We start from the raw sequence: 20622 nt of genomic DNA on the forward strand, positions 1-20622 counted from the left end.
GGGTTTTCAAAAGAAAGGCGACGACATACTCTCCCACAAAACTGCAGTACCATCTGCGCAGGCGGGCTTAACTTCTCTGTTCGGGATGGGAAGAGGTGAGCCCCGCCGCAATAACCACCTTAAGAAGTTGCAATTGCTTTGGGCAATCTTTCCAATTAATAATTAGCTTCGCTCCGTTCGGCTATCGCCTCGGGTGGCAATCTGCAATTAATAATTAGAATAATATTTTAACATACTGAGATAAAGAAACAAATATGATTTTTTAGAAAGTTTCCTCCCGATTGCTCGGGGGGAAAAGTTTGTGCATAAGCTTACGGATTATTAGTACTACTCGACTATGACATTACTGCCTTTACATCTGTAGCCTATCAACGTGGTCATCTTCCACGATCCTTAAAAGAAATCTCATCTTGTGGTGGGTTTCGCGCTTATATGCTTTCAGCGCTTATCCCTTCCAAACGTAGCTACTCTGCGGTGCCCCTGGCGGGACAACAGATACACTAGAGGTTTGTCCAATTCGGCCTCTCGTACTCAGAAGCAGATCCACTCAAATTTCTAACGCCCGCAGTAGATAGAGACCGAACTGTCTCACGACGTTCTGAACCCAGCTCGCGTGCCACTTTAATGGGCGAACAGCCCAACCCTTGGGCACTTTCTCCAGCCCCAGGATGTGACGAGCCGACATCGAGGTGCCAAACCCCCCCGTCGATATGAGCTCTTGGGGGAGATCAGCCTGTTATCCCCGGCGTACCTTTTATCCTTTGAGCGATGGCCTTTCCATGCGGAACCACCGGATCACTATGCTCTACTTTCGTACCTGATCGACCTGTATGTCTCTCAGTCAAGCTCCCTTATGCCATTGCACTCTACGCACGGTTACCAAGCGTACTGAGGGAACCTTTAGAAGCCTCCGTTACTCTTTTGGAGGCGACCACCCCAGTCAAACTACCCACCAAGCACTGTCCCCCACATTGCGGGGTTAGGCCTCAGATAAACAAAGGGTTGTATTTCAACAATGACTCCACAACGCCTGGCGACGCCGCTTCATAGTCTCCAACCTATCCTACACATCATTTATCCAAGGTCAATACTAAGCTATAGTAAAGGTGCACAGGGTCTTTTCGTCCCACTGCGGGTAAACGGCATCTTCACCGTTACTACAATTTCACCGAGCTCATGGCTGAGACAGTGTCCAGATCGTTACACCATTCGTGCAGGTCGGAACTTACCCGACAAGGAATTTCGCTACCTTAGGACCGTTATAGTTACGGCCGCCGTTTACTGGGGCTTCAATTCAATGCTTCTCCGAAGATAACATCTCCTCTTAACCTTCCAGCACCGGGCAGGTGTCAGGCCCTATACTTCATCTTACGATTTTGCAGAGCCCTGTGTTTTTGATAAACAGTCGCCTGGGCAGCTCTTCACTGCGGCCCCGATTGCTCGGGGCGACCTTTCTCCCGAAGTTACAGGTCTATTTTGCCTAATTCCTTAGCCATGAATCTCTCGAGCACCTTAGGATTCTCTCCTCAACTACCTGTGTCGGTTTACGGTACTGGTTCTTACTGCCTGAAGTTTAGAGGTTTTTCTTGGAAGCCCTTAGGCGCACTATCTCTTTGTCCGAAGACTCCGAGTACTATCGCATTTCACCAAGATCTCCGGATTTGCCTAGAGACCCTATAGCTAGGTGCTTTAACGAACTATTCCGTCAGTTCGCGGCGCTTTCATCACTCCGTCACCCCATCACAGCAATAAGAAGTACGGGAATATTAACCCGTTGGCCATCGACTGTCCCTTTCGGGTTCGCCTTAGGTTCAGACTAACCCACAGCTGATTAGCATAGCTGTGGAAACCTTAGTTTTTCGGTGTGCGGGTTTCTCGCCCGCATTATCGTTACTTATGCCTACATTTTCTTTTCTGACCGGTTCAGCATCCCTTACGAAACACCTTCAGCCCTGTCAGAATGCTCCCCTACCACTTGCAATTGCTTGCAAATCCATAGCTTCGGTAATATGCTTATGCCCGATTATTATCCATGCTCGTCCGCTCGACTAGTGAGCTGTTACGCACTCTTTAAATGAATGGCTGCTTCCAAGCCAACATCCTAGCTGTCTGGGCAGACAAACCTCGTTCTTTCAACTTAGCATATATTTGGGGACCTTAGCTGATGGTCTGGGTTCTTTCCCTCTCGGACTTGCAGCTTAGCACCCAAGCCCTCACTGTTATCAATCATTATATAGCATTCGGAGTTTGTCAGGAATTGGTAGGCGGTGAAGCCCCCGCATCCAATCAGTAGCTCTACCTCTATATAACTAAAATAACGCTGCACCTAAATGCATTTCGGGGAGTACGAGCTATTTCCGAGTTTGATTGGCCTTTCACCCCTACCCACAGGTCATCCGAAGACTTTTCAACGTCAACCGGTTCGGCTCATCCACTGTGTGTTACCACAGCTTCAACCTGCCCATGGGTAGATCACACGGTTTCGCGTCTAACACTACTGACTAAAGCGCCCTATTCAGACTCGCTTTCGCTGCGGATCCATGGCTTAACCACTTATCCTTGCCAGCAGCGTTAACTCGTAGGCTCATTATGCAAAAGGCACGCCGTCACCCCACGAAAGGGCTCCGACCGCTTGTAAGCGCATGGTTTCAGGATCTATTTCACTCCGTTATTCACGGTTCTTTTCACCTTTCCCTCACGGTACTGGTTCACTATCGGTCTCTCAGGAGTATTTAGCCTTAGCGGATGGTCCCGCCAAATTCAGACAGGGTTTCACGTGCCCCGCCCTACTCAGGATACCGCTATCCATTATGCTCGTTACCCATACGGGGCTGTCACCCTCTGTGGCGCTCCTTTCCAGAAGCTTCCGGTTCCTTGCACATGAAATGTCGCGGTCCGTACAACCCCACCTATGCCGTAACATAAATGGTTTGGGCTAATCCGCGTTCGCTCGCCACTACTTACGGAATCACTTTTGTTTTCTTCTCCTCCGCCTACTTAGATGTTTCAGTTCAGCGGGTTTGCCCACCTATCGGTGTGCTATGTCTTCAACATAGCGGGTTGCCCCATTCGGATATCTGCGGATCAATCTGTGTGTGCCAGTCCCCGCAGCTTTTCGCAGCTTATCACGTCCTTCATCGCCTCTGAGAGCCTAGGCATTCCCCATGCGCCCTTATTTTGCTTATTGCACCAATCTTGCCAATTAAAACAAGACCGTTTTTGTTTTGTCTTTTGCAATAAATTGCAAAAAACGCTTTCTACTTTCTTATTATTTTCTTATCTCAATATGTCAATGAACTTTAATAAGTATTAAGATTTTTGTATGAAGTATTAAGACTACTGTCTTGATACTTTGTACTATCATCTTTGTACTTTTTTGTGGAGAATAACGGAGTCGAACCGTTGACCTCCTGCGTGCAAGGCAGGCGCTCTAGCCAGCTGAGCTAATCCCCCATTTTTTAGTGATGAGTTATTAGTTATGAGTTATGAATTATTTCTCATAAGGCCTCAACCTCTAAAATTTCCTTTTTTTAAGTCAAATAGTAGTCCCGGGCAGACTCGAACTGCCGACCCCTACATTATCAGTGTAGTACTCTAACCAGCTGAGCTACGAGACTCTGTTTTACTTAATTTTTATCATTTTTTTAAATTAACAGCAAGAGCAATACAATCTCAGATTCCAAACCTCTAGTCCGGCATCTTATTTCCCCAGCGTGCTTTTCAGCTAACACTTGGGGCTCTAGAAAGGAGGTGTTCCAGCCGCACCTTCCGGTACGGCTACCTTGTTACGACTTAGCCCTAGTTACCAGTTTTACCCTAGGCAGCTCCTTGCGGTCACCGACTTCAGGCACCCCCAGCTTCCATGGCTTGACGGGCGGTGTGTACAAGGCCCGGGAACGTATTCACCGGATCATGGCTGATATCCGATTACTAGCGATTCCAGCTTCACGGAGTCGAGTTGCAGACTCCGATCCGAACTGTGACCGGCTTTATAGATTCGCTCCCCCTCGCGAGGTGGCTGCTCTCTGTACCGGCCATTGTAGCACGTGTGTAGCCCAAGGCGTAAGGGCCGTGATGATTTGACGTCATCCCCACCTTCCTCACAGTTTGCACTGGCAGTCTTGTTAGAGTTCCCGACTTGACTCGCTGGCAACTAACAACAGGGGTTGCGCTCGTTATAGGACTTAACCTGACACCTCACGGCACGAGCTGACGACAACCATGCAGCACCTTGTAAACTGTCTTGCGAAAGATCTGTTTCCAAATCGGTCAGTCTGCATTTAAGCCTTGGTAAGGTTCCTCGCGTATCATCGAATTAAACCACATGCTCCACCGCTTGTGCCGCCCGTCAATTCCTTTGAGTTTCAAACTTGCGTTCGTACTCCCCAGGTGGGATACTTATCACTTTCGCTTAGCCACTGAGATCGCTCCCAACAGCTAGTATCCATCGTTTACGGCGTGGACTACCAGGGTATCTAATCCTGTTCGCTACCCACGCTTTCGTCCATCAGCGTCAATCCATTGGTAGTAACCTGCCTTCGCAATTGGTATTCCATGTAATCTCTAAGCATTTCACCGCTACACTACATATTCTAGTTACTTCCCAATAATTCAAGTCCTGCAGTATCAATGGCCGTTCCACCGTTGAGCGATGGGCTTTCACCACTGACTTACAAGACCGCCTACGGGCCGCTTTAAACCCAATGATTCCGGATAACGCTTGGATCCTCCGTATTACCGCGGCTGCTGGCACGGAGTTAGCCGATCCTTATTCTCACAGTACCGTCAAGCTCCGACACGTCGGAGTGTTTCTTCCTGTGCAAAAGCAGTTTACAATCCATAGCGACCGTCATCCTGCACGCGGCATGGCTGGTTCAGGCTTGCGCCCATTGACCAATATTCCTCACTGCTGCCTCCCGTAGGAGTCTGGTCCGTGTCTCAGTACCAGTGTGGGGGATCTCCCTCTCAGGCCCTACCCATCGTTGCCTTGGTAAGCCGTTACCTTACCAACTAGCTAATGGGACGCATGCTCATCTTTCACCGTTGTGACTTTAATTATAAAATGATGCCATCTTATAATGCTATGAGGTATTAATCCAAATTTCTCTGGGCTATCCCTCTGTGAAAGGCAGATTGCATACGCGTTACGCACCCGTGCGCCGGTCTCTAAATCCGAAGACTTATACCCCTCGACTTGCATGTGTTAAGCCTGCCGCTAGCGTTCATCCTGAGCCAGGATCAAACTCTTCATCGTATATTTTAATATTATATAATCGATGCTTTTCCTATCGGTTCTTTTCGAATCTTCCGACTCTACTGCTCTTATTCTTTTTGTTTTAAGATCTCTCTTAAAACGGCTGTCAATTCAATATGTCTACGAACGTGTCTTCTTTTTGTGTTTCGCCTGTGTTTCAAAGCGGGTGCAAAACTAAAACTTCTTTTTGTTTCCTGCAAGAAAAATTTAAAGTTTTTTTGAGATTTTTTCAATCCCGTTTTCTTTAATTTCCCTTCCAATCTATCAATGAACTTTCCGTGTTTTGCGGGGTGCAAATGTAGAAAGCATTTTCAAATCTCGCAAGCTTTTTCGAATCTTTTTTTTGAAAATTTCTTTTCGCCTGATTCTCCTTTCCTGCCAGTATTTCGATGAACGCATTCGCTGTTGCGGGTGCAAAAGTAGAACCTTTTTCCAGTTAAACAAGCTTTTTCAAAGAGTTTTTTTGATATTTTTTCGATGTTTTTCTTAACATTCTAATAACGGGTGGTTTACATTTTAACTTTTTTCATTTTCCTGTACGTTTTTTCTTCGTTTTGCTTCTCTTTGGGGTATTCCGCCACAAAGGCGCTAGGGCTCAAAGCTGGATTTTATTTAATCTCGCAAAGGCACAGAGACGCAAAGTTTCTTTTTGGTGCTGGTTTTTCTTCTGGAAACCGGTGCCCTAGCCCGATAGAAGTGGAAATCCTTTTGTGCCGGGGTTCGGCACAAAAGATTGGAACGGATAGCGGGACTAAGCTCCTTATTATATATTGTATAAAAGGCTTCGACTTCGCTCAGCCATACAATCTAAGTTTTCTACTTATATATATGTACAAAAACAAACCCGACAGATTTTAAAAAACTGTCGGGTTTATATACCTTATATATATGTATACTTATTTCTTATTTAGATCTTTTGCTTTTTGCTGCCACTTTTCGGCTAGATCTTCATAATTCAGAGGATTGGCTGGCTTTTGATTTGTCAATCGGCCAGATTCAAATGCTCTTACCAAAATGGTTTCTATCAAATAGTCTTCATTTACATCGTAGGGTTTGTATTCTTCCTTTAAACTAATATCAAACAAATTGGCGGTGGTATTCGAAACGAAGGCTTTGAATCCGCTTTTTAGTGTTTTTATGAGTTCGTACGTTGTAATTCCTGTTTGGCGGTGGACTAGTTTTACTAATATCTGTCCTTGTTTTCTAGAAAGTTTTTTAAGCCTTTCTTCAAATTCATTATTTAGATAATCTTCTACAATTTTGAAATACTTCTTTTTTTCACGGTTGGTTTTCAAACGCGCCATTCCGTTATTCAATGCCGTTAATCGTTCTGCAGCCAATTTTGCATAAGGATAAACTTTATAAACTCTATTTTGAAGAATTTGAAATTGTTTCATTTCTTCTGGACTCATCTTCTGTCCTTTTGAAATAATTATTTCTGGCAATTGAATGGTGTCGCCTAAAATAGAATCTTTCTCTGTTAATATATATCCCATTTGTTCGTTCTCTTTGGGAGTAACTTGGGCTTTAGAAGAAAAACAAACTAAGAGTATAAATAAAAAGGTGGTTAATCTCATTGAATCATAATTTAAGTGTAAAATTATATATTTATACACAACTCTAATACCAAATTTATATTTTAGCAGAAAAATATTTTTATGAGCACAAATTCTATCTTAAATGATACTTCTATAGCATTCTTAGAAAGCTACCTAAATAACGCTTCTCCTACTGGTTACGAAAGTGAAGGCCAAAAACTTTGGATGGAGTATTTAAAACCTTATGTTGACACTTTTATAACGGATACTTACGGAACTGCTGTGGGAGTAATCAATCCTGACGCGCCCTATAAAGTGGTTATTGAGGGGCATGCTGATGAAATTTCGTGGTATGTAAATTATATTACGGAAGATGGTTTAATATATGTTATTAGAAATGGTGGTTCTGATCATCAGATTGCTCCTTCTAAAAGAGTCAATATTCATACTAAAAACGGAATTGTTAAAGGCGTTTTTGGATGGCCTGCAATTCATACTCGTTTGCGCGACAAGGAAGAGATTCCTAAACTAAGCAATATTTTTATTGATTTAGGTTGCGAAAACAAAGAGCAAGTTGAAGCTTTAGGCGTTCATGTTGGATGTGTTATTACTTATCCGGATGAATTTATGATTTTGAACGAAAACAAATTTGTCTGCCGTGCGATCGACAATAGAATGGGCGGTTTTATGATTGCTGAAGTTGCTCGTTTATTAAAAGAAAACAATAAAACCCTTCCTTTTGGTTTATATATTGTAAATTCTGTTCAGGAGGAAATTGGTCTTCGCGGTGCCGAAATGATCGCACATAGAATAAAACCAAATGTTGCGATTGTAACCGATGTTTGCCATGACACCACTACTCCAATGATTGATAAAAAAGTGGAAGGCGACCTTAAAATGGGGAAAGCTGCCTGTTATTGGGTACTCTCCTGCTATTCAGAATAAACTTCGCGATTTGATTGTAGATACTGCCGAAGAAAACAAAATTCCTTTTCAGAGACATGCTACTTCTCGTGCTACAGGGACAGATACTGATGCTTTTGCTTATAGCAATGGAGGTGTTCCTTCTGCATTGATTTCGCTTCCATTGCGTTACATGCATACAACTGTAGAAATGGTTCATAGAGAGGATGTTGAAAATGTTATTCAATTGATTTATGAGTCATTACAGAAGATTGAGAACAATGAGACGTTCTCTTATTTCAATTAAAACAATACCTTATATTAAATTCGGCTGTTTCTCAAAATGGCCGAATTTATAAATTTCCTTCAAGAATGAAAATACTACTACTCGAAGACGATTTTACTTTGTCTAAAGAAATCTCAGCATTCTTTACCTCTAAGAAGTTCGAGTGTGTTCCTTATTATGATGGTTCGTTATTGCTGAAGAAATATTTTCCTTACGAATACGATTTGATTATTCTTGACATCAATGTTCCTGGATTAAACGGAATAGAAGTTTGCAAAGGCATTCGCAAAATTGATAATAAAACGCCAATAATCATGCTGACTGCTTTTAGTGAAATCGAAGACAAGCTATCTTCTTTTGATAGCGGCGCAGATGATTATTTGGTTAAACCATTTCATTTTGAAGAATTATACGCTAGAGTACAATCTCTTTTAAGACGAAAAGAAGTCCCGCAGCAGATAGAAAGTAAAATTGCAATCAAAGATTTAGAAATTTTTGAAGAAGATATGAAGGTCTTTAGATCTAATGAAGAAATTAAACTTACTCCGAAAGAATTTAAGTTGATTTTAATTTTGGCTCATGCCAAAGGAAAAGTGCTTTCGAAACAATTTATTGCTGAAAAACTTTGGGACTACCATATTGAAACCAATCAAAATACTATTGAAGTTTATATTAACTTTTTGAGAAAGAAAATAGACAAGGATCACGAAATAAAACTTATCCGTACCAAGGTTGGCTACGGCTATTATCTAAGCGATCAGGAATGACATTAAAAAATAGAATATCACTTTTAGTAAGTTTACTGTTTACCATCCTTTTCGGGCTGGCATCTACAGTGATATTCATTTTGTATTCTAATTATAGAAAAGAAGAGTTCCGTGATCGATTAGAAATTAAAGCTTTATCGAACATCAAATTATTGGTGAATGTCAAACAGATCGATAACCAGCTTTTAAAAATAATAGATCAAAATTCTATCAATAAATTATATGACGAGAAGACGTTAGTTTTCGATTCTAATTATAAGCTAATCTATAGCAGTATTGACGATGCCAAAATTAATTGGTCGGTTGAAGACTTGAAATATTTAAAAAAGAATAAAACTTTTTTTAAGCAACAAGGAGATTATGAAGTCTATGGCGTTTTTTATGATACAAACGACAAGGACTTTTATGCTTTGATATCAGCAACTGATGATTATGGCAAAAAGAAATTACTTTTTTTAAGATACACATTAGTTGTTTCGTATATTTTCTTTACTACGATCTGCTGGTTATTAACCTCTTTTATGGTTAGAAAAGCGATGAATCCGCTTCTGGCTTTTCATCAAAAAATAAAAAACATTAACGAAAATAATCTCGATACCAGAATTGCATCCAACAGCACCAAAAATGAAGTCGATTTGCTTGCCGATGAGTTTAATTTTATGATGGATCGAATTGAAGTTTCGTATCAAAAACAGAAGGAATTTACTGCTCATGCCTCACATGAATTAAGAACACCGCTTTCTAGAATGACTTCTCAGATTGAAAACGCTATTGCTGATCCAGATCTAAAACCGAAGAATAATTCTTTCCTTAAAAATATATTGGCTGATGTTAATCATTTGGGCGAACTAATTAATTCGCTGCTTATTCTTTCAAAAATCGACAATAGGAACACAGAAAACATAGAAGTTCAACGTCTAGATGAAATTTTATTTTCTTCAATAGAAAAAATCAACAAAACATTTCCCGATTTTGTTATTCTTTTTGAAATGGAGGAAAGTGATGATCTGGATACTGCTTTGGAAATAAAAGGAAACAAAAATCTTTTGGAAATTGCTTTAACTAATATCTTAAAAAATGCCTACATCTATTCGGACAATAAACAGGCAAAAGTAAAAATAAGCACTGACCATTACCATCTTATCATTTCCGTTTCGAATACTGGAGACACTTTAAACGAAGAAGAACAAAAAAATCTTTTTGAGCCTTTTATGCGTGGACAAAATTCAAAAAGAACTTCTGGCTTTGGACTTGGGTTACGAATTGTTCAGCGCATTCTTACGGTTCACAAAGCCAACATAACCTACTCAACTCCAAATATTAACACGAATTTATTTCAATTATTTTTCGAATTGTAAACTTTTTTAAGCTATTTTTAAGGTAGATTTTAAGCTCCCCTAAAGCCTGTTGATAGCATATTTGTATAACTCAAAATCAATACAATGAAAAAGTTATTCGCATTGCTGTTATTTGCAGTTTTGAATCAGACTGCAATAGCGCAAAAAACAGTCACTCTTCAGGACTGTGAAAGCCAATTTTTAAAAAAGAATTTATTCTTGCTGGCATCGCAATACAACATCGATGCTTCAAAAGCTCTAGCCATTCAGGCGCGCATTTGGGAAAATCCCGTAATAACAGCCGAACTGAATGCGTATAACCCCGAAAGAGATAAGTTTTTTGACATAGGCAAAGAGGGACAAAAAGTATTTGGCATTGAGCAACTTATTTATCTTGGCGGTAAAAAGCGCAATGAAATCAAACTTGCGCAAACCAATGCGCAATTGGCAGAACTTTCATTCAATGATTTACTTCGCACTTTAAAACTACAGTTGCGTAAAAGCTTTTACACCGTTTATTACAATACCAAAAACCTTGAAAACACGGATAAACAGTTAGCTCATATCGAAAATTTGATCAATTCCTATTCCGTTCAAGCTCAAAAAGGGAATATTCCTTTAAAGGATGTTGTTCGTTTGCAATCGTTGTATCTCAACTTCAAAAATGAACGATTGGAAGTAATAAACAATAATATAGATGAACAAGCTAATTTGAAACTGCTATTGAATGAAACTGAAAATGTAATTCCTTCTGTTAGCAAAGACGATTCGAATAAATATTTAAAAGTTATTGCTTTTGATCTTAAAAGCTTTAAAGAACAAGCCATTGCAAATCGACCTGATTATTTAGCAAAACAAAAAGAGATTGAAGCCAATGAATTGAATGTAAAATGGCAGAAATCACTTGCGATTCCAGATCTTACTTTAGGAGCCAATTACGATCAGCGAAGCGGGGCTTTCAACAACGAAGCCAATGTTAGCGTGGGAATTCCGTTGCCGTTGTGGAATAAAAACAAAGGAAACATTAAGTATGCCCAAACTATTTTAGAACAATCTAAGGTTGAAAAACAGAATTTTGAACTACAACTTCAAACTGAAATTACTTCGGCTTGGACAAAATGGGATGAATCGAGACAAAACTACAGTGTGATTAAGCCAACGGTAAACTCAGACTTTGAAGCCGTTTACAATGGAATGCTAACCAATTTTCAGAAACGAAATGTAAGCCTTTTAGAATTTACCGATTTTATGGAAAGCTACAATCAGGCAATAATTCAATTAAACGAATTAAAGAAAAAAGTAGTAATAGCCGGCGAAGAATTAAATAGTACCATTAACAAAGATTTATTTTAAAACAGTAACGAAATGAAACATACATTATTCATAGGAATCGCAATTGCAAGTCTATCCCTAACAGCCTGCAAAAAACAAGTAGAGAATCCTGAAACAAATACGTCTTTTGTTTTAAGTAATACTATGCTAAAAAGCACTACAACCGCCGAAGCTAAAACTCAGCCGTTAAAAAATGAACTTAGTTTTTACGGAAAAATTACTGCTGACAACAATAAAATGATTGATGTTTACCCGCTAGTTGGTGGAAATGTTATGAAGGTAAATGTTGAACTTGGGGATTATGTAAAAAAAGGACAAGTTCTGGCAACGATAAAAAGTACCGATGTCGCCGATTTTGAAAAACAAGCTATAGATGCTAAAAGTGATTTGCTTGTTGCTAAGAATAATTTAAAAGTTGCTCAAGAATTGTTTGATGGTAAATTAAATTCTGAAAGCGATGTCCTCCAAGCGAAATCGGAAGTAAATAAAGCGCAATCGCAATTAAGCAAGATTCAAGAAACATATAAAATTTACAATATCAAAGCAGGATCTATTTACGAAGTAACGGCACCTATAAGCGGTTTTATAATTCAAAAAAGCATTAATCAAGATATGCTTTTGCGTAACGATCGTTCTGAAAACATATTTGATATTGCAGAAATTAGTGAAGTTTGGGCAATGGCCAATATTAATGAAATAGACATTAATAAAGTAAAGTTAGGAACTTCTGCTGCCGTAACTACTTTAAGCTACCCAGATAGAGTATTTCAAGGAAAAGTAGACAAAATCTACAATGTAATTGATCCAGAAACTAAAGCAATGCAGGCTAGAATCAAATTAAGCAATCCAGATTATATGCTTAAGCCAGATATGAATGCTAATATTAAATTGTCTTTCAATGAAAATCAATCTATGATAGCCGTGCCGAGTAAAGCAATTGTTTTTGATAAAAGTAAAAACTTTGTTGTGGTATTTAAAGACCGTAATAATATAGAAACAAGACAAGTAGAAGTTTACAGAGTTGTTGGTGATACTACTTACATTTCAAGCGGATTAAAGGAGAATGAAAAAGTAATCACAAACAATCAGCTATTTATTTATGGTGCTTTAAACAACTAAGAACATGAACAAATTCATAAAAAACATTATTGCTTTCTCTTTAAAGAATAAAGCATTCACCTTCTTTTGGGTAGGATTATTGGCTGTTGCTGGATTTATTTCATTCAAAAATATGCCTATCGATGCTTTCCCAGATGTTACCAATACACAGATTATCATCATCACGCAATGGAACGGAAAAAGTGCTGAAGAGGTAGAGCGTTTTGTAACCTCTCCAATTGAAATTGCGATGAACTCTGTTCAAAAGAAAACAAGCGTTCGAAGCATTACGATGTTTGGCTTATCAGTTATAAAAATTATTTTTGACGATGGTGTTGACGATACCTTTGCCCGTTTTCAAGTAAACAATTTATTAAAGAATGTTTCACTTCCCGATGATGTAGAACCAGATGTTCAGCCGCCTTACGGGCCAACAGGCGAGATTTTTAGGTATATTGTAAAAAGTGACAGCAGAGACAGTAGAGAATTATTGACGTATCAAAACTGGGTTATCGACAAACAACTTCGTTCTCTTCCTGGTGTTGCCGATCTAAATGTATTTGGCGGACAAACTAAAACATACGAAGTTGGAGTTGATCCAATTAAACTAGCCAAATATAATATCACACCACTACAAGTTTATAATGCAGTAAATGCAGGAAACTTAAACGTGGGAGGTGATGTTATTGAGAAAAACGGACAAGCTTTTGTTGTTCGCGGTGTTGGTTTATTAAAATCAAAGGCCGATATTGGAAATATTATTGTTGATGATGCCGGCGGAAATCCAATTTTAGTTAAAAATCTAGCAGAAGTTTATGAAAGTTCCATGCCAAGAGTTGGTCAGACCGGTCTTGGAGATAATGACGATGCCGTTGAAGGAATTGTAGTAATGAGAAAAGGTGAAAACCCTCAAGAAACACTTGCCCTTATAAAAGCAAAAATCAAAGATCTAAATGATAATGTCTTGCCAAAAGATATTAAAATTGAGACTTTCTACGATCGTGATAATCTAATGAATTTTACGACCGAAACGGTAATGCACAACTTATTTGAAGGTATTATTCTGGTTACTGTTGTGGTATTCTTATTTATGGCAGACTGGAGAACTACTTTTACAGTTTCAATTGTAATTCCGCTTTCTTTATTATTTGCTTTTTTGTGTCTTAAAATGATGGGAATGAGCGCCAACTTATTAAGTTTAGGTGCTGTCGATTTCGGAATTATCATTGATGGAGCCGTTGTAATGGTTGAAGGCTTGTTTGTAGTTTTAGACCATCGAGCGCATCAACTGGGCATGGAGAAATTTAATAAAATTGCCAAAGGAAGCTTGATCAAAAGAACAGGAACTGAAATGGGTAAAGCCATTTTCTTTTCAAAGTTAATCATTATCACGGCTTTGCTTCCTATTTTCTCATTCCAGAAAGTAGAAGGAAAAATGTTCTCTCCTCTAGCCTTCACATTAGGTTTTGCATTGTTGGGAGCGCTTATATTTACATTAACTCTAGTACCTGTTCTTTCGCATATTTTATTGAATAAAAATGTAAAAGAAAAACACAATCCGTTTGTTAATTTTTGGGATCGAATTGTTTCTAAAGGTTTTGCATGGACATTCAAGCACAAAGTACAAACTCTAATTGCTTCGACGGCGCTACTGGTTGGTGTTTTCTTTTCAGCAGGTTTCTTAGGAACAGAATTTTTACCTCAATTAAATGAAGGAGCATTATGGGTTACTGCCGAATTACCAATGAGTACTTCTCTTCCTGAAAGTGTTAAAACAGCGGCAATAATTAGAAAAGACTTAGAAAGTTTTCCAGAGGTAAAAAAGGTATTATCGCAAACTGGACGAAGCAATGACGGAACCGATCCAAATGGTTTTGGATTTATTCAGCTGCAAGTAGACTTAATTCCGCAAAAAGAATGGAAACGTAAAATTTCTATGGATGAATTGATTAATGAAATGGATGAAAAACTAAAAGTTCACCAAGGGATAACCTATAATTACTCGCAACCAGTAATTGATAACGTTGCCGAATCGGTAGCGGGATTTAAAGCATCAAATGCGGTTAAGATTTATGGCGATGATTTGAATAAATTGGATCAGCTCGCAAATGAAGTTTTGGCACAGATTAAAAATATTCCAGGTATTAAAGACGCAGGTATTTTAAGAAATGTTGGTCAGCCAGAAATAAGCGTTATTCTTGATAGAGAAAAAATGGCTGCTTACGGAGTAACTTTAAGTGATGCTCAAGCCGTTTTAGAATTAGCTTTTGGAGGAAAAACAGCAACTGAAAAATACGAGGATGAGAAAAAATTTGATGTTCGTGTTCGTTTTTCAAAAGAATATAGAAAAGACGAAAAAGATTTGGAAGAAATTAAAGTTCCAACAATCAGCGGAATCAAAATTCCTTTAAAAGAAATTTGCGACATCAAAACCATTACAGGTCAGTGCGTTTATTTACAGAGATAATACCAAGCGTTTTATTGGCGTTAAATTTTCTGTTCGAGATCGAGATTTAGGAAGTACCATTGCTGAAGCACAATCAAAAGTAAATAAATTGAAACTTCCTGCAGGTTACACAACAGGCTGGACAGGAGAATTTGAAAATCAAGTTCGTGCTAGTGCTCGTTTAGCACAAGTTGTGCCCATCAGCTTAATTGGAATTTTTGTTCTTTTATTTATTTTGTTTGGAAACTTTAAGGATTCTCTTCTTGTTCTTGCCAACGTTCCATTTGCCATTATTGGCGGAATCATTGCGCTTCATATTACAGGAATGAATTTCGGAATTTCTGCTGGGGTTGGATTTATTGCCCTGTTAGGAATTTGTATTCAAAATGGAGTTATTCTGATCTCTGAATTTCACCACAATCTCAAAGCAAAATTCTCTCTAGAAGAATCTATTTTTAGAGGGGTAAAAGCTAGAACAAGAGCTGTTGTTATGACTGCCTTAATGGCTTCTATAGGTCTTATGCCTGCTGCAATTTCTACGGGAATTGGTTCAGAATCTCAAAAACCACTTGCTATTGTGATTATCGGTGGATTAATGACCGCTACAGTCTTAACTTTATTAGTATTCCCAATTTTATTCTGGGTATTCAATAGAAAAAAAGATGTACCAATAGAATAGCAATCAAAATATTTAGTTTTAAATCAATTTGTTGGGATTTAAAAAAGAAGAAGCATCATTTTTATAATGATGCTTTTTTATTTTAGAGTTCATTCTAAAACAAAAAAAAGACCTTCTGCTCACAAAGGTCTTTTTTTTACTAACTCAAAACTTTTTATACTGTTATTTCAAATCTTTCAAAATTGCAATAGATTCTGAAGCATTTGATAATTCTGCATATTTCAATGCAGTAAAACCATTTTCATTTTTTGCACTAGCTTTTGCTCCATTTGCCAATAAAACTTTAATGATTTCAAATTTATTATAACGTGCTGCTGTCATTAATGGAGTAAGATCTTCTGAGATTAAATTTACATCTGCTCCATACTCAATAAATTTCTTAACTGTTTCAATATCTCCTTTGCTAATAGCAACATTTAAAGGGTTTGCTGTATAACCTGTACGTGCAATTGGATTTTTAACAGTTGAAACTCCGTTTGAAGCCATAGCTACATTTCCAAATGTTACTAAGGCTAGTCCTAAATAAATAACTGATTTTTTCATAATGATTGATTGTTTATTAATTGATTATTGATGATTTTAATTTCTGATGTAAAAGTAATTTATTTTATCGTATTATGTATTACAAAGTACCATGTTTTAACCAATTCTTAACAGTTACTTAATAATACGATAATTAAAGAACCCAAACGTTACCAAATTAATGGTTTTACTATAATAGACTACATAAAAAAGAAAATGTTACAATAAATCTTATTTATTTTTAATCTTTTTTGCAACCTCAGTCATTTCAAACTCTCAAATAATTTTTTAAATTTACTATAGAATTAAAAATCAAATAGATAACATTTTAATCTAAAAGCCCTATAGATCTTTGTCTAGCAAAAAAAATCTATCCAAAAACCATTAACCTTAAAAACAAAAAGCCATGATTTTCATTAAAAGATTACTCGTCATTTTAATTTTATTTATTTCGATTGTTTTAATTGTTGCTTATTTTATGCCCAAGGAATATTCGGTCGAAAGAGAAATTACAGTCAACAAGCCTGCTGATAGTATTTTTAAATATGTCAGATCATTAAAAAACCAAAATGAGTTTAGTGTTTAGGCCAAAAGGGATCCAAAAATAAATATTAGTTATAAAGGTACTGATGGCGAAGTAGGTTCTGTTTCTTCTTGGGAAAGTAAGGTAAAAGAAGTTGGAGTTGGCGAACAACAGATCACAAAAATAACAGAAAATAGACGTCTGGATTTTGCTCTTCGTTTTAAAAAACCTATGGAAGATACTGCAGTTGGATTTATGTCTACTGAACGTGTTTCAGAAAATCAGACAAAAGTAAGATGGGGAATCAGCGGTGTAATTCCTTATCCAACAAATATTATGCTTCCGATGCTAAAAATGGACCAAATGATTGGAAATGATCTGCAAAAAGGCCTAGAAAATTTAAAAGAGAAAATGGAATAACATTTTATATTTCTAAAATAAAAAAGTGCAATTCCGTTTTTTTGAATTGCACTTTTCTTTTTCTATTTACTATTTATTCTTACGATTCTCTTTTAGCGTCTTCAAAATAGTAATCGAATCTGCTGATTTTGCGTACTCTGCATAATGTAAAGCGGTAAAACCTTGTGAATTTTCGATTGAGGAATCTGCTCCATTCGCAAGTAATAATTTAATAATATCACAATGGTTAAATCTTGCAGCAACCATTAATGGCGTCATATTATTTTCCATTTTATTGACATTGGTACCATACAAAACGAACTTCTTAACGGCTTCAAAATCGCCTTTGCTAATGGCGAGATGTAATGGAGATTTTCCATAAACTGAAAATTCTACTTGACTTTTAGCTGCAAATGCCGAATTTGATGCAATTGAAACATTTCCAAAAAGGAAAAATAATCCTAAAATAACTACTGATTTTTTCATGATGATTGTTTGTTAAATGATTGATGATGATGATTTACTAGTTAGACGACTTAAAACTCGAGAAGGTTGCATGATTACTTCAAAAAAATAAAAAAACGCAATTTAGTTTGACCTAAATTGCGTTCTTAATTTGTAGAAGAATACACTATATCTTAAATTTTTTGCTGTAAATATTCTTCAAATCCTTTTCAAATAAAGTAAAAGGATCATCATAGAATTTTATAAAGTCTTTTTCGCTTACTTGTCCCGGAAAAGGCGAATAATAATGCGTTGGACTTGTAACATCGTTTCTCCAAACTAAAACATAAGCCAATTGCAGATTTTGGGATTTTAAAGTTTTAAGTAAAACTTCTGTCCACCACTTTTCATTAGGAATTGACTCCAGTCCAGTTTCTGTAAATGCAGCTAATTTTTTCTTTTTTATAGCCAAATCAGAAAATATTTTAAGTTTTTTTAGCCCAGCATCTAGATCGTATTTACCATCTCTTCCAAAATCTCCATAATCATCCATACCAAGCATATCAACAAATTCATCACCTGGATAACGTTCTAAATATTCTGCTTCAGAATTAAATTTATTATCAGGAGAAAAAGCATAAATAAAATTATGAACCCCTAAAGTATCTTTTAAATAAGAAACCGTAAACTGCCAAACCGCAATAAAATCTTCTCGAGAAGTATGCGTTCTCCCCCACCAAAACCAATCGCCATCAAATTCATGAAAAGGCATGAAAATCATCGGGGAAAGTTTTCCATCTTTTGCTTTAACAGAATGCGCAAAATCGGCAATAGTTTTTAAAATCTCTTTGTATTCCTCGTGATGAGAACCTCCGGGCTTTATAAAAGACATGGAAGCAGCTGAAATTCCGTCTTTCCAATAAAATCCTCCTTCAGAAGCTGGATTATTAAAATGCCAAGAAATAGTTGTAATTCCGCCTCTTTCATAAGTATCGATTACATTTTTTCGCAATAAATCTTTAGCCTTTTCAATTTGGTCTTTGGAACGACCAGAAAAATCACTAAAATCAATCCCAACAATGGCAGGATGCGAACCCGTAACCGATTTTACATCCGATCGATTAGGCTCATTACTCCATCCGTGCCCGTATTCAAGCGCATGCTGATGCCCGAAAAGAATATGCTTTTTGGAAATAGTTTTAAGATTCTGATATAAGTTTTTAGTTTCCTTTGTCGCATTTTTATCAATCTGCGCAAAAAGAAAATGCCCTGCTGTAAAACATACAAATAGCAGGGCATTTTTTTGGGTTATAAATTTCATGGTTTAAATCGTTAGTTTAAACCCGAAATTACTATTTTGAAGAAAGGTAATCTAATACGTTTTTTTCAATACGTTGATCAATATTGTCAATATCAGCTTTTACAAATTTTTCTCCTAAAATATTCTCAAATAATTCGATGTATCTTTCAGAAACAGACTCGATATATTCGTCTGTCATATTTGGAATTTGCTGTCCTTCCTGGCCTTGAAAACCATTTTCGATCAACCAACGGCGAACAAATTCTTTAGATAATTGTTTCTGCTCCTCTCCATTAGCCTGTCTTTCAGCATATCCGTCAGCGTAGAAATAACGAGAAGAATCTGGAGTATGAATTTCGTCAATTAAAACAATAACACCGTCTCTTGTTTTTCCGAACTCATATTTGGTATCCACTAAAATCAATCCGCGTTTTGCTGCGATTTCAGTTCCTCTTTGAAATAAAGCGCGAGTATATTTTTCTAAAACTAAATAATCTTCTTCAGAAACAATTCCTTTCGCTAAAATATCTTCACGAGAAATATCTTCGTCATGAGAACCATTATCTGCTTTTGTAGTTGGTGTAATAATTGGTTCTGGGAATTTATCGTTTTCTTTTAAGCCTTCAGCCATAGTAACACCGCAGATTTGTTTTCTGCCTGCAGCATATTCACGAGCTGCATGACCAGATAAATAGCCACGAATTACCATTTCAACTTTAAAAGGCTCACATAAATGTCCAACAGCAACGTTTGGATCTGGAGTTGCAATCAGCCAGTTTGGAACGATATCTTGCGTCAATTCCATAAATTTTGTTGCAATCTGATTTAGGATTTGTCCTTTGTACGGAATTCCTTTTGGCAAAACTACATCAAAAGCCGAAAGTCTATCTGTTGCCACCATTACTAAAAGTTCATCATTAATATTATAAACTTCTCTAACTTTTCCGCGGTAAACTGATTTCTGATTCGGGAAATTAAAATCTGTAGTTGTGATTGTGTTACTCATTATCCTTTTGGTTGTGTTGTTTTTAATGAATGCAAATTTAAAACTATTTGACAGAGCAAACAAAGAAAATATTACTTCAATTTTAACTGATCTATTTAAAGCTTAAAATTCCTTTACCAAAAGATTTTATTGACTCGTCTAAACTAGAAATTGTCGTTTGTGGCAACTTTTTAAAATCTCCTGATTGTACAATTAAAATTTGCCCTTCGTTATGCGTTGGTGCATTGGGCAAAAAAATTACGGCATTTCCCATTTCATCTTCCTCAATTAAATGGGCAGGTTGCCAAAAATTTCCATTTTTAAACAAAACTGGCAAGTCTGTAACTGGTTTTGGTTTACTATTTCGCTTTAATAACTTTTCTTCTGCTTCTTTTTTATTCTTTTCGTAACCTGGTAAAAAGATCATTAATTTCTCGTCTACCCACTTTGTAAATCTTTTTAAGAGAGATAATCGCATTAGAAAACCGCTGAAATAAATTAGTGCCAACAGAATAATTCCGCCAGCAATATCAGTTGCATATTTCCCTAATACCAGATCTAAACGAAGAAAGTGCGCAAATTTTTCTCCATAATTCTGAAAGAACTTCCAAACTTTTTCTAACAAAATAAAAAAAACTAAAAGCGGTAATAAAACCAATGCTCCCGAAATACAATTTCGTTCAACTTGAAGTAAAAATCTTTTCATTGTTAAAACAAATTAAGGTTAAAAAAATAAGAGCTAACTCTTTGCGAATTAGCTCTTATAAAAATAACTTATTATTTAATATTCAGCAACAAAGTGAACACAA

At 37.1% G+C, this 20622-nt stretch carries 11 protein-coding genes, 2 tRNA genes, 3 rRNA genes and 2 pseudogenes; 7 read left to right on the forward strand and 11 right to left on the reverse strand.

The window, feature by feature from the left end:
* Positions 1-12: 12 nt before the first annotated feature.
* From rrf to ACPWTF_RS00030, 6 genes are all read right to left on the reverse strand, one after another.
* Positions 13-122: ribosomal RNA gene (rrf, locus tag ACPWTF_RS00005) — 5S ribosomal RNA — on the reverse strand.
* Positions 123-301: 179 nt separating this feature from the next.
* Positions 302-3188: ribosomal RNA gene (locus tag ACPWTF_RS00010) — 23S ribosomal RNA — on the reverse strand.
* A 191-nt stretch (positions 3189-3379) separates the two neighbouring features.
* A tRNA-Ala gene (locus tag ACPWTF_RS00015) sits at positions 3380-3453 on the reverse strand.
* A gap of 90 nt (positions 3454-3543) precedes the next feature.
* A tRNA-Ile gene (locus tag ACPWTF_RS00020) sits at positions 3544-3617 on the reverse strand.
* Between the two features lie 126 nt (positions 3618-3743).
* Positions 3744-5254, reverse strand: a 16S ribosomal RNA gene (locus ACPWTF_RS00025).
* The 16S, 23S and 5S rRNA genes sit together here with 2 tRNA genes alongside, the layout of an rRNA operon.
* An 896-nt stretch (positions 5255-6150) precedes the next feature.
* On the reverse strand, positions 6151-6831 hold the full coding sequence (locus ACPWTF_RS00030) for a DUF4294 domain-containing protein (protein WP_248726940.1): 681 nt from the start codon (positions 6829-6831) through the stop codon (positions 6151-6153).
* Positions 6832-6912: 81 nt separating this feature from the next.
* Here ACPWTF_RS00030 and ACPWTF_RS00035 point away from each other — a divergent pair.
* The 6 genes and pseudogenes from ACPWTF_RS00035 (at position 6913) to ACPWTF_RS00060 (ending at position 15640) form a co-directional block, all read left to right on the forward strand.
* Positions 6913-8002: pseudogene (locus tag ACPWTF_RS00035) on the forward strand (M42 family metallopeptidase).
* A 65-nt stretch (positions 8003-8067) separates the two neighbouring features.
* Positions 8068-8748, forward strand: a complete 681-nt coding sequence (locus tag ACPWTF_RS00040) for a response regulator transcription factor (protein WP_320495001.1) — start codon at positions 8068-8070, stop codon at positions 8746-8748.
* Positions 8745-10106: an ATP-binding protein gene (locus ACPWTF_RS00045; RefSeq protein WP_427873866.1), complete on the forward strand. Its 1362-nt coding sequence runs from the start codon at positions 8745-8747 to the stop codon at positions 10104-10106. Before ACPWTF_RS00040 ends, ACPWTF_RS00045 begins: the two co-directional genes overlap by 4 nt.
* 84 nt (positions 10107-10190) lie before the next feature.
* Positions 10191-11438, forward strand: coding sequence for a TolC family protein (locus ACPWTF_RS00050; RefSeq protein ID WP_427873867.1), 1248 nt, complete (start codon positions 10191-10193; stop codon positions 11436-11438).
* Positions 11439-11450: 12 nt separating this feature from the next.
* Positions 11451-12536 (forward strand): efflux RND transporter periplasmic adaptor subunit, encoded by a 1086-nt coding sequence (locus ACPWTF_RS00055; protein WP_379800689.1) that lies wholly within the window; start codon positions 11451-11453, stop codon positions 12534-12536.
* Positions 12537-12540: 4 nt separating this feature from the next.
* Positions 12541-15640: pseudogene (locus ACPWTF_RS00060) on the forward strand (efflux RND transporter permease subunit).
* A gap of 162 nt (positions 15641-15802) precedes the next feature.
* On the opposite strand, the gene ACPWTF_RS00065 reads toward ACPWTF_RS00060, so the two are convergent.
* Positions 15803-16183 (reverse strand): ankyrin repeat domain-containing protein, encoded by a 381-nt coding sequence (locus ACPWTF_RS00065; RefSeq protein ID WP_427873868.1) that lies wholly within the window; start codon positions 16181-16183, stop codon positions 15803-15805.
* A 733-nt stretch (positions 16184-16916) separates the two neighbouring features.
* On the opposite strand from ACPWTF_RS00065, the gene ACPWTF_RS00070 reads away from it, so the two are divergent.
* Positions 16917-17105 carry a hypothetical protein gene (locus ACPWTF_RS00070; RefSeq protein ID WP_427873869.1) on the forward strand — a complete coding sequence of 63 codons (189 nt, stop codon included), beginning with the start codon at positions 16917-16919 and terminating at the stop codon, positions 17103-17105.
* Positions 17106-17174: 69 nt separating this feature from the next.
* On the opposite strand, the gene ACPWTF_RS00075 is transcribed toward ACPWTF_RS00070, so the two are convergent.
* The 4 genes from ACPWTF_RS00075 to ACPWTF_RS00090 form a co-directional block, all read right to left on the reverse strand.
* A complete protein-coding gene (locus ACPWTF_RS00075; RefSeq protein ID WP_427873870.1) occupies positions 17175-17570 on the reverse strand; it encodes an ankyrin repeat domain-containing protein in 396 nt (131 codons plus the stop codon).
* 145 nt (positions 17571-17715) lie between these two features.
* Positions 17716-18849, reverse strand: a complete 1134-nt coding sequence (locus tag ACPWTF_RS00080) for a glycoside hydrolase family 26 protein (protein ID WP_427873871.1) — start codon at positions 18847-18849, stop codon at positions 17716-17718.
* A 31-nt stretch (positions 18850-18880) separates the two neighbouring features.
* On the reverse strand, positions 18881-19834 hold the full coding sequence (locus tag ACPWTF_RS00085; protein ID WP_427873872.1) for a phosphoribosylaminoimidazolesuccinocarboxamide synthase: 954 nt from the start codon (positions 19832-19834) through the stop codon (positions 18881-18883).
* A gap of 91 nt (positions 19835-19925) precedes the next feature.
* The gene (locus ACPWTF_RS00090; protein ID WP_427873873.1) at positions 19926-20519 is read right to left on the reverse strand and encodes a hypothetical protein; all 594 of its coding nucleotides are present in this window, start codon (positions 20517-20519) and stop codon (positions 19926-19928) included.
* Positions 20520-20622 lie beyond the last annotated feature (103 nt).

The organism is Flavobacterium sp. MMS24-S5, from assembly GCF_050320125.1.
GTDB classification, from domain to species: Bacteria; Bacteroidota; Bacteroidia; order Flavobacteriales; family Flavobacteriaceae; genus Flavobacterium; species Flavobacterium tyrosinilyticum.

What these genes read in the sequence shown, in the direction of transcription:
- ACPWTF_RS00030 (WP_248726940.1), bottom strand. Translation starts at nt 6,831, where the DNA reads ATGAGATTAACCACCTTTTTATTTATACTCTTAGTTTGTTTTTCTTCT.
- ACPWTF_RS00040 (WP_320495001.1), top strand. Translation starts at nt 8,068, where the DNA reads ATGAAAATACTACTACTCGAAGACGATTTTACTTTGTCTAAAGAAATC.
- ACPWTF_RS00045 (WP_427873866.1), top strand. Translation starts at nt 8,745, where the DNA reads ATGACATTAAAAAATAGAATATCACTTTTAGTAAGTTTACTGTTTACC.
- ACPWTF_RS00050 (WP_427873867.1), top strand. Translation starts at nt 10,191, where the DNA reads ATGAAAAAGTTATTCGCATTGCTGTTATTTGCAGTTTTGAATCAGACT.
- ACPWTF_RS00055 (WP_379800689.1), top strand. Translation starts at nt 11,451, where the DNA reads ATGAAACATACATTATTCATAGGAATCGCAATTGCAAGTCTATCCCTA.
- ACPWTF_RS00065 (WP_427873868.1), bottom strand. Translation starts at nt 16,183, where the DNA reads ATGAAAAAATCAGTTATTTATTTAGGACTAGCCTTAGTAACATTTGGA.
- ACPWTF_RS00070 (WP_427873869.1), top strand. Translation starts at nt 16,917, where the DNA reads ATGGAAGATACTGCAGTTGGATTTATGTCTACTGAACGTGTTTCAGAA.
- ACPWTF_RS00075 (WP_427873870.1), bottom strand. Translation starts at nt 17,570, where the DNA reads ATGAAAAAATCAGTAGTTATTTTAGGATTATTTTTCCTTTTTGGAAAT.
- ACPWTF_RS00080 (WP_427873871.1), bottom strand. Translation starts at nt 18,849, where the DNA reads ATGAAATTTATAACCCAAAAAAATGCCCTGCTATTTGTATGTTTTACA.
- ACPWTF_RS00085 (WP_427873872.1), bottom strand. Translation starts at nt 19,834, where the DNA reads ATGAGTAACACAATCACAACTACAGATTTTAATTTCCCGAATCAGAAA.
- ACPWTF_RS00090 (WP_427873873.1), bottom strand. Translation starts at nt 20,519, where the DNA reads ATGAAAAGATTTTTACTTCAAGTTGAACGAAATTGTATTTCGGGAGCA.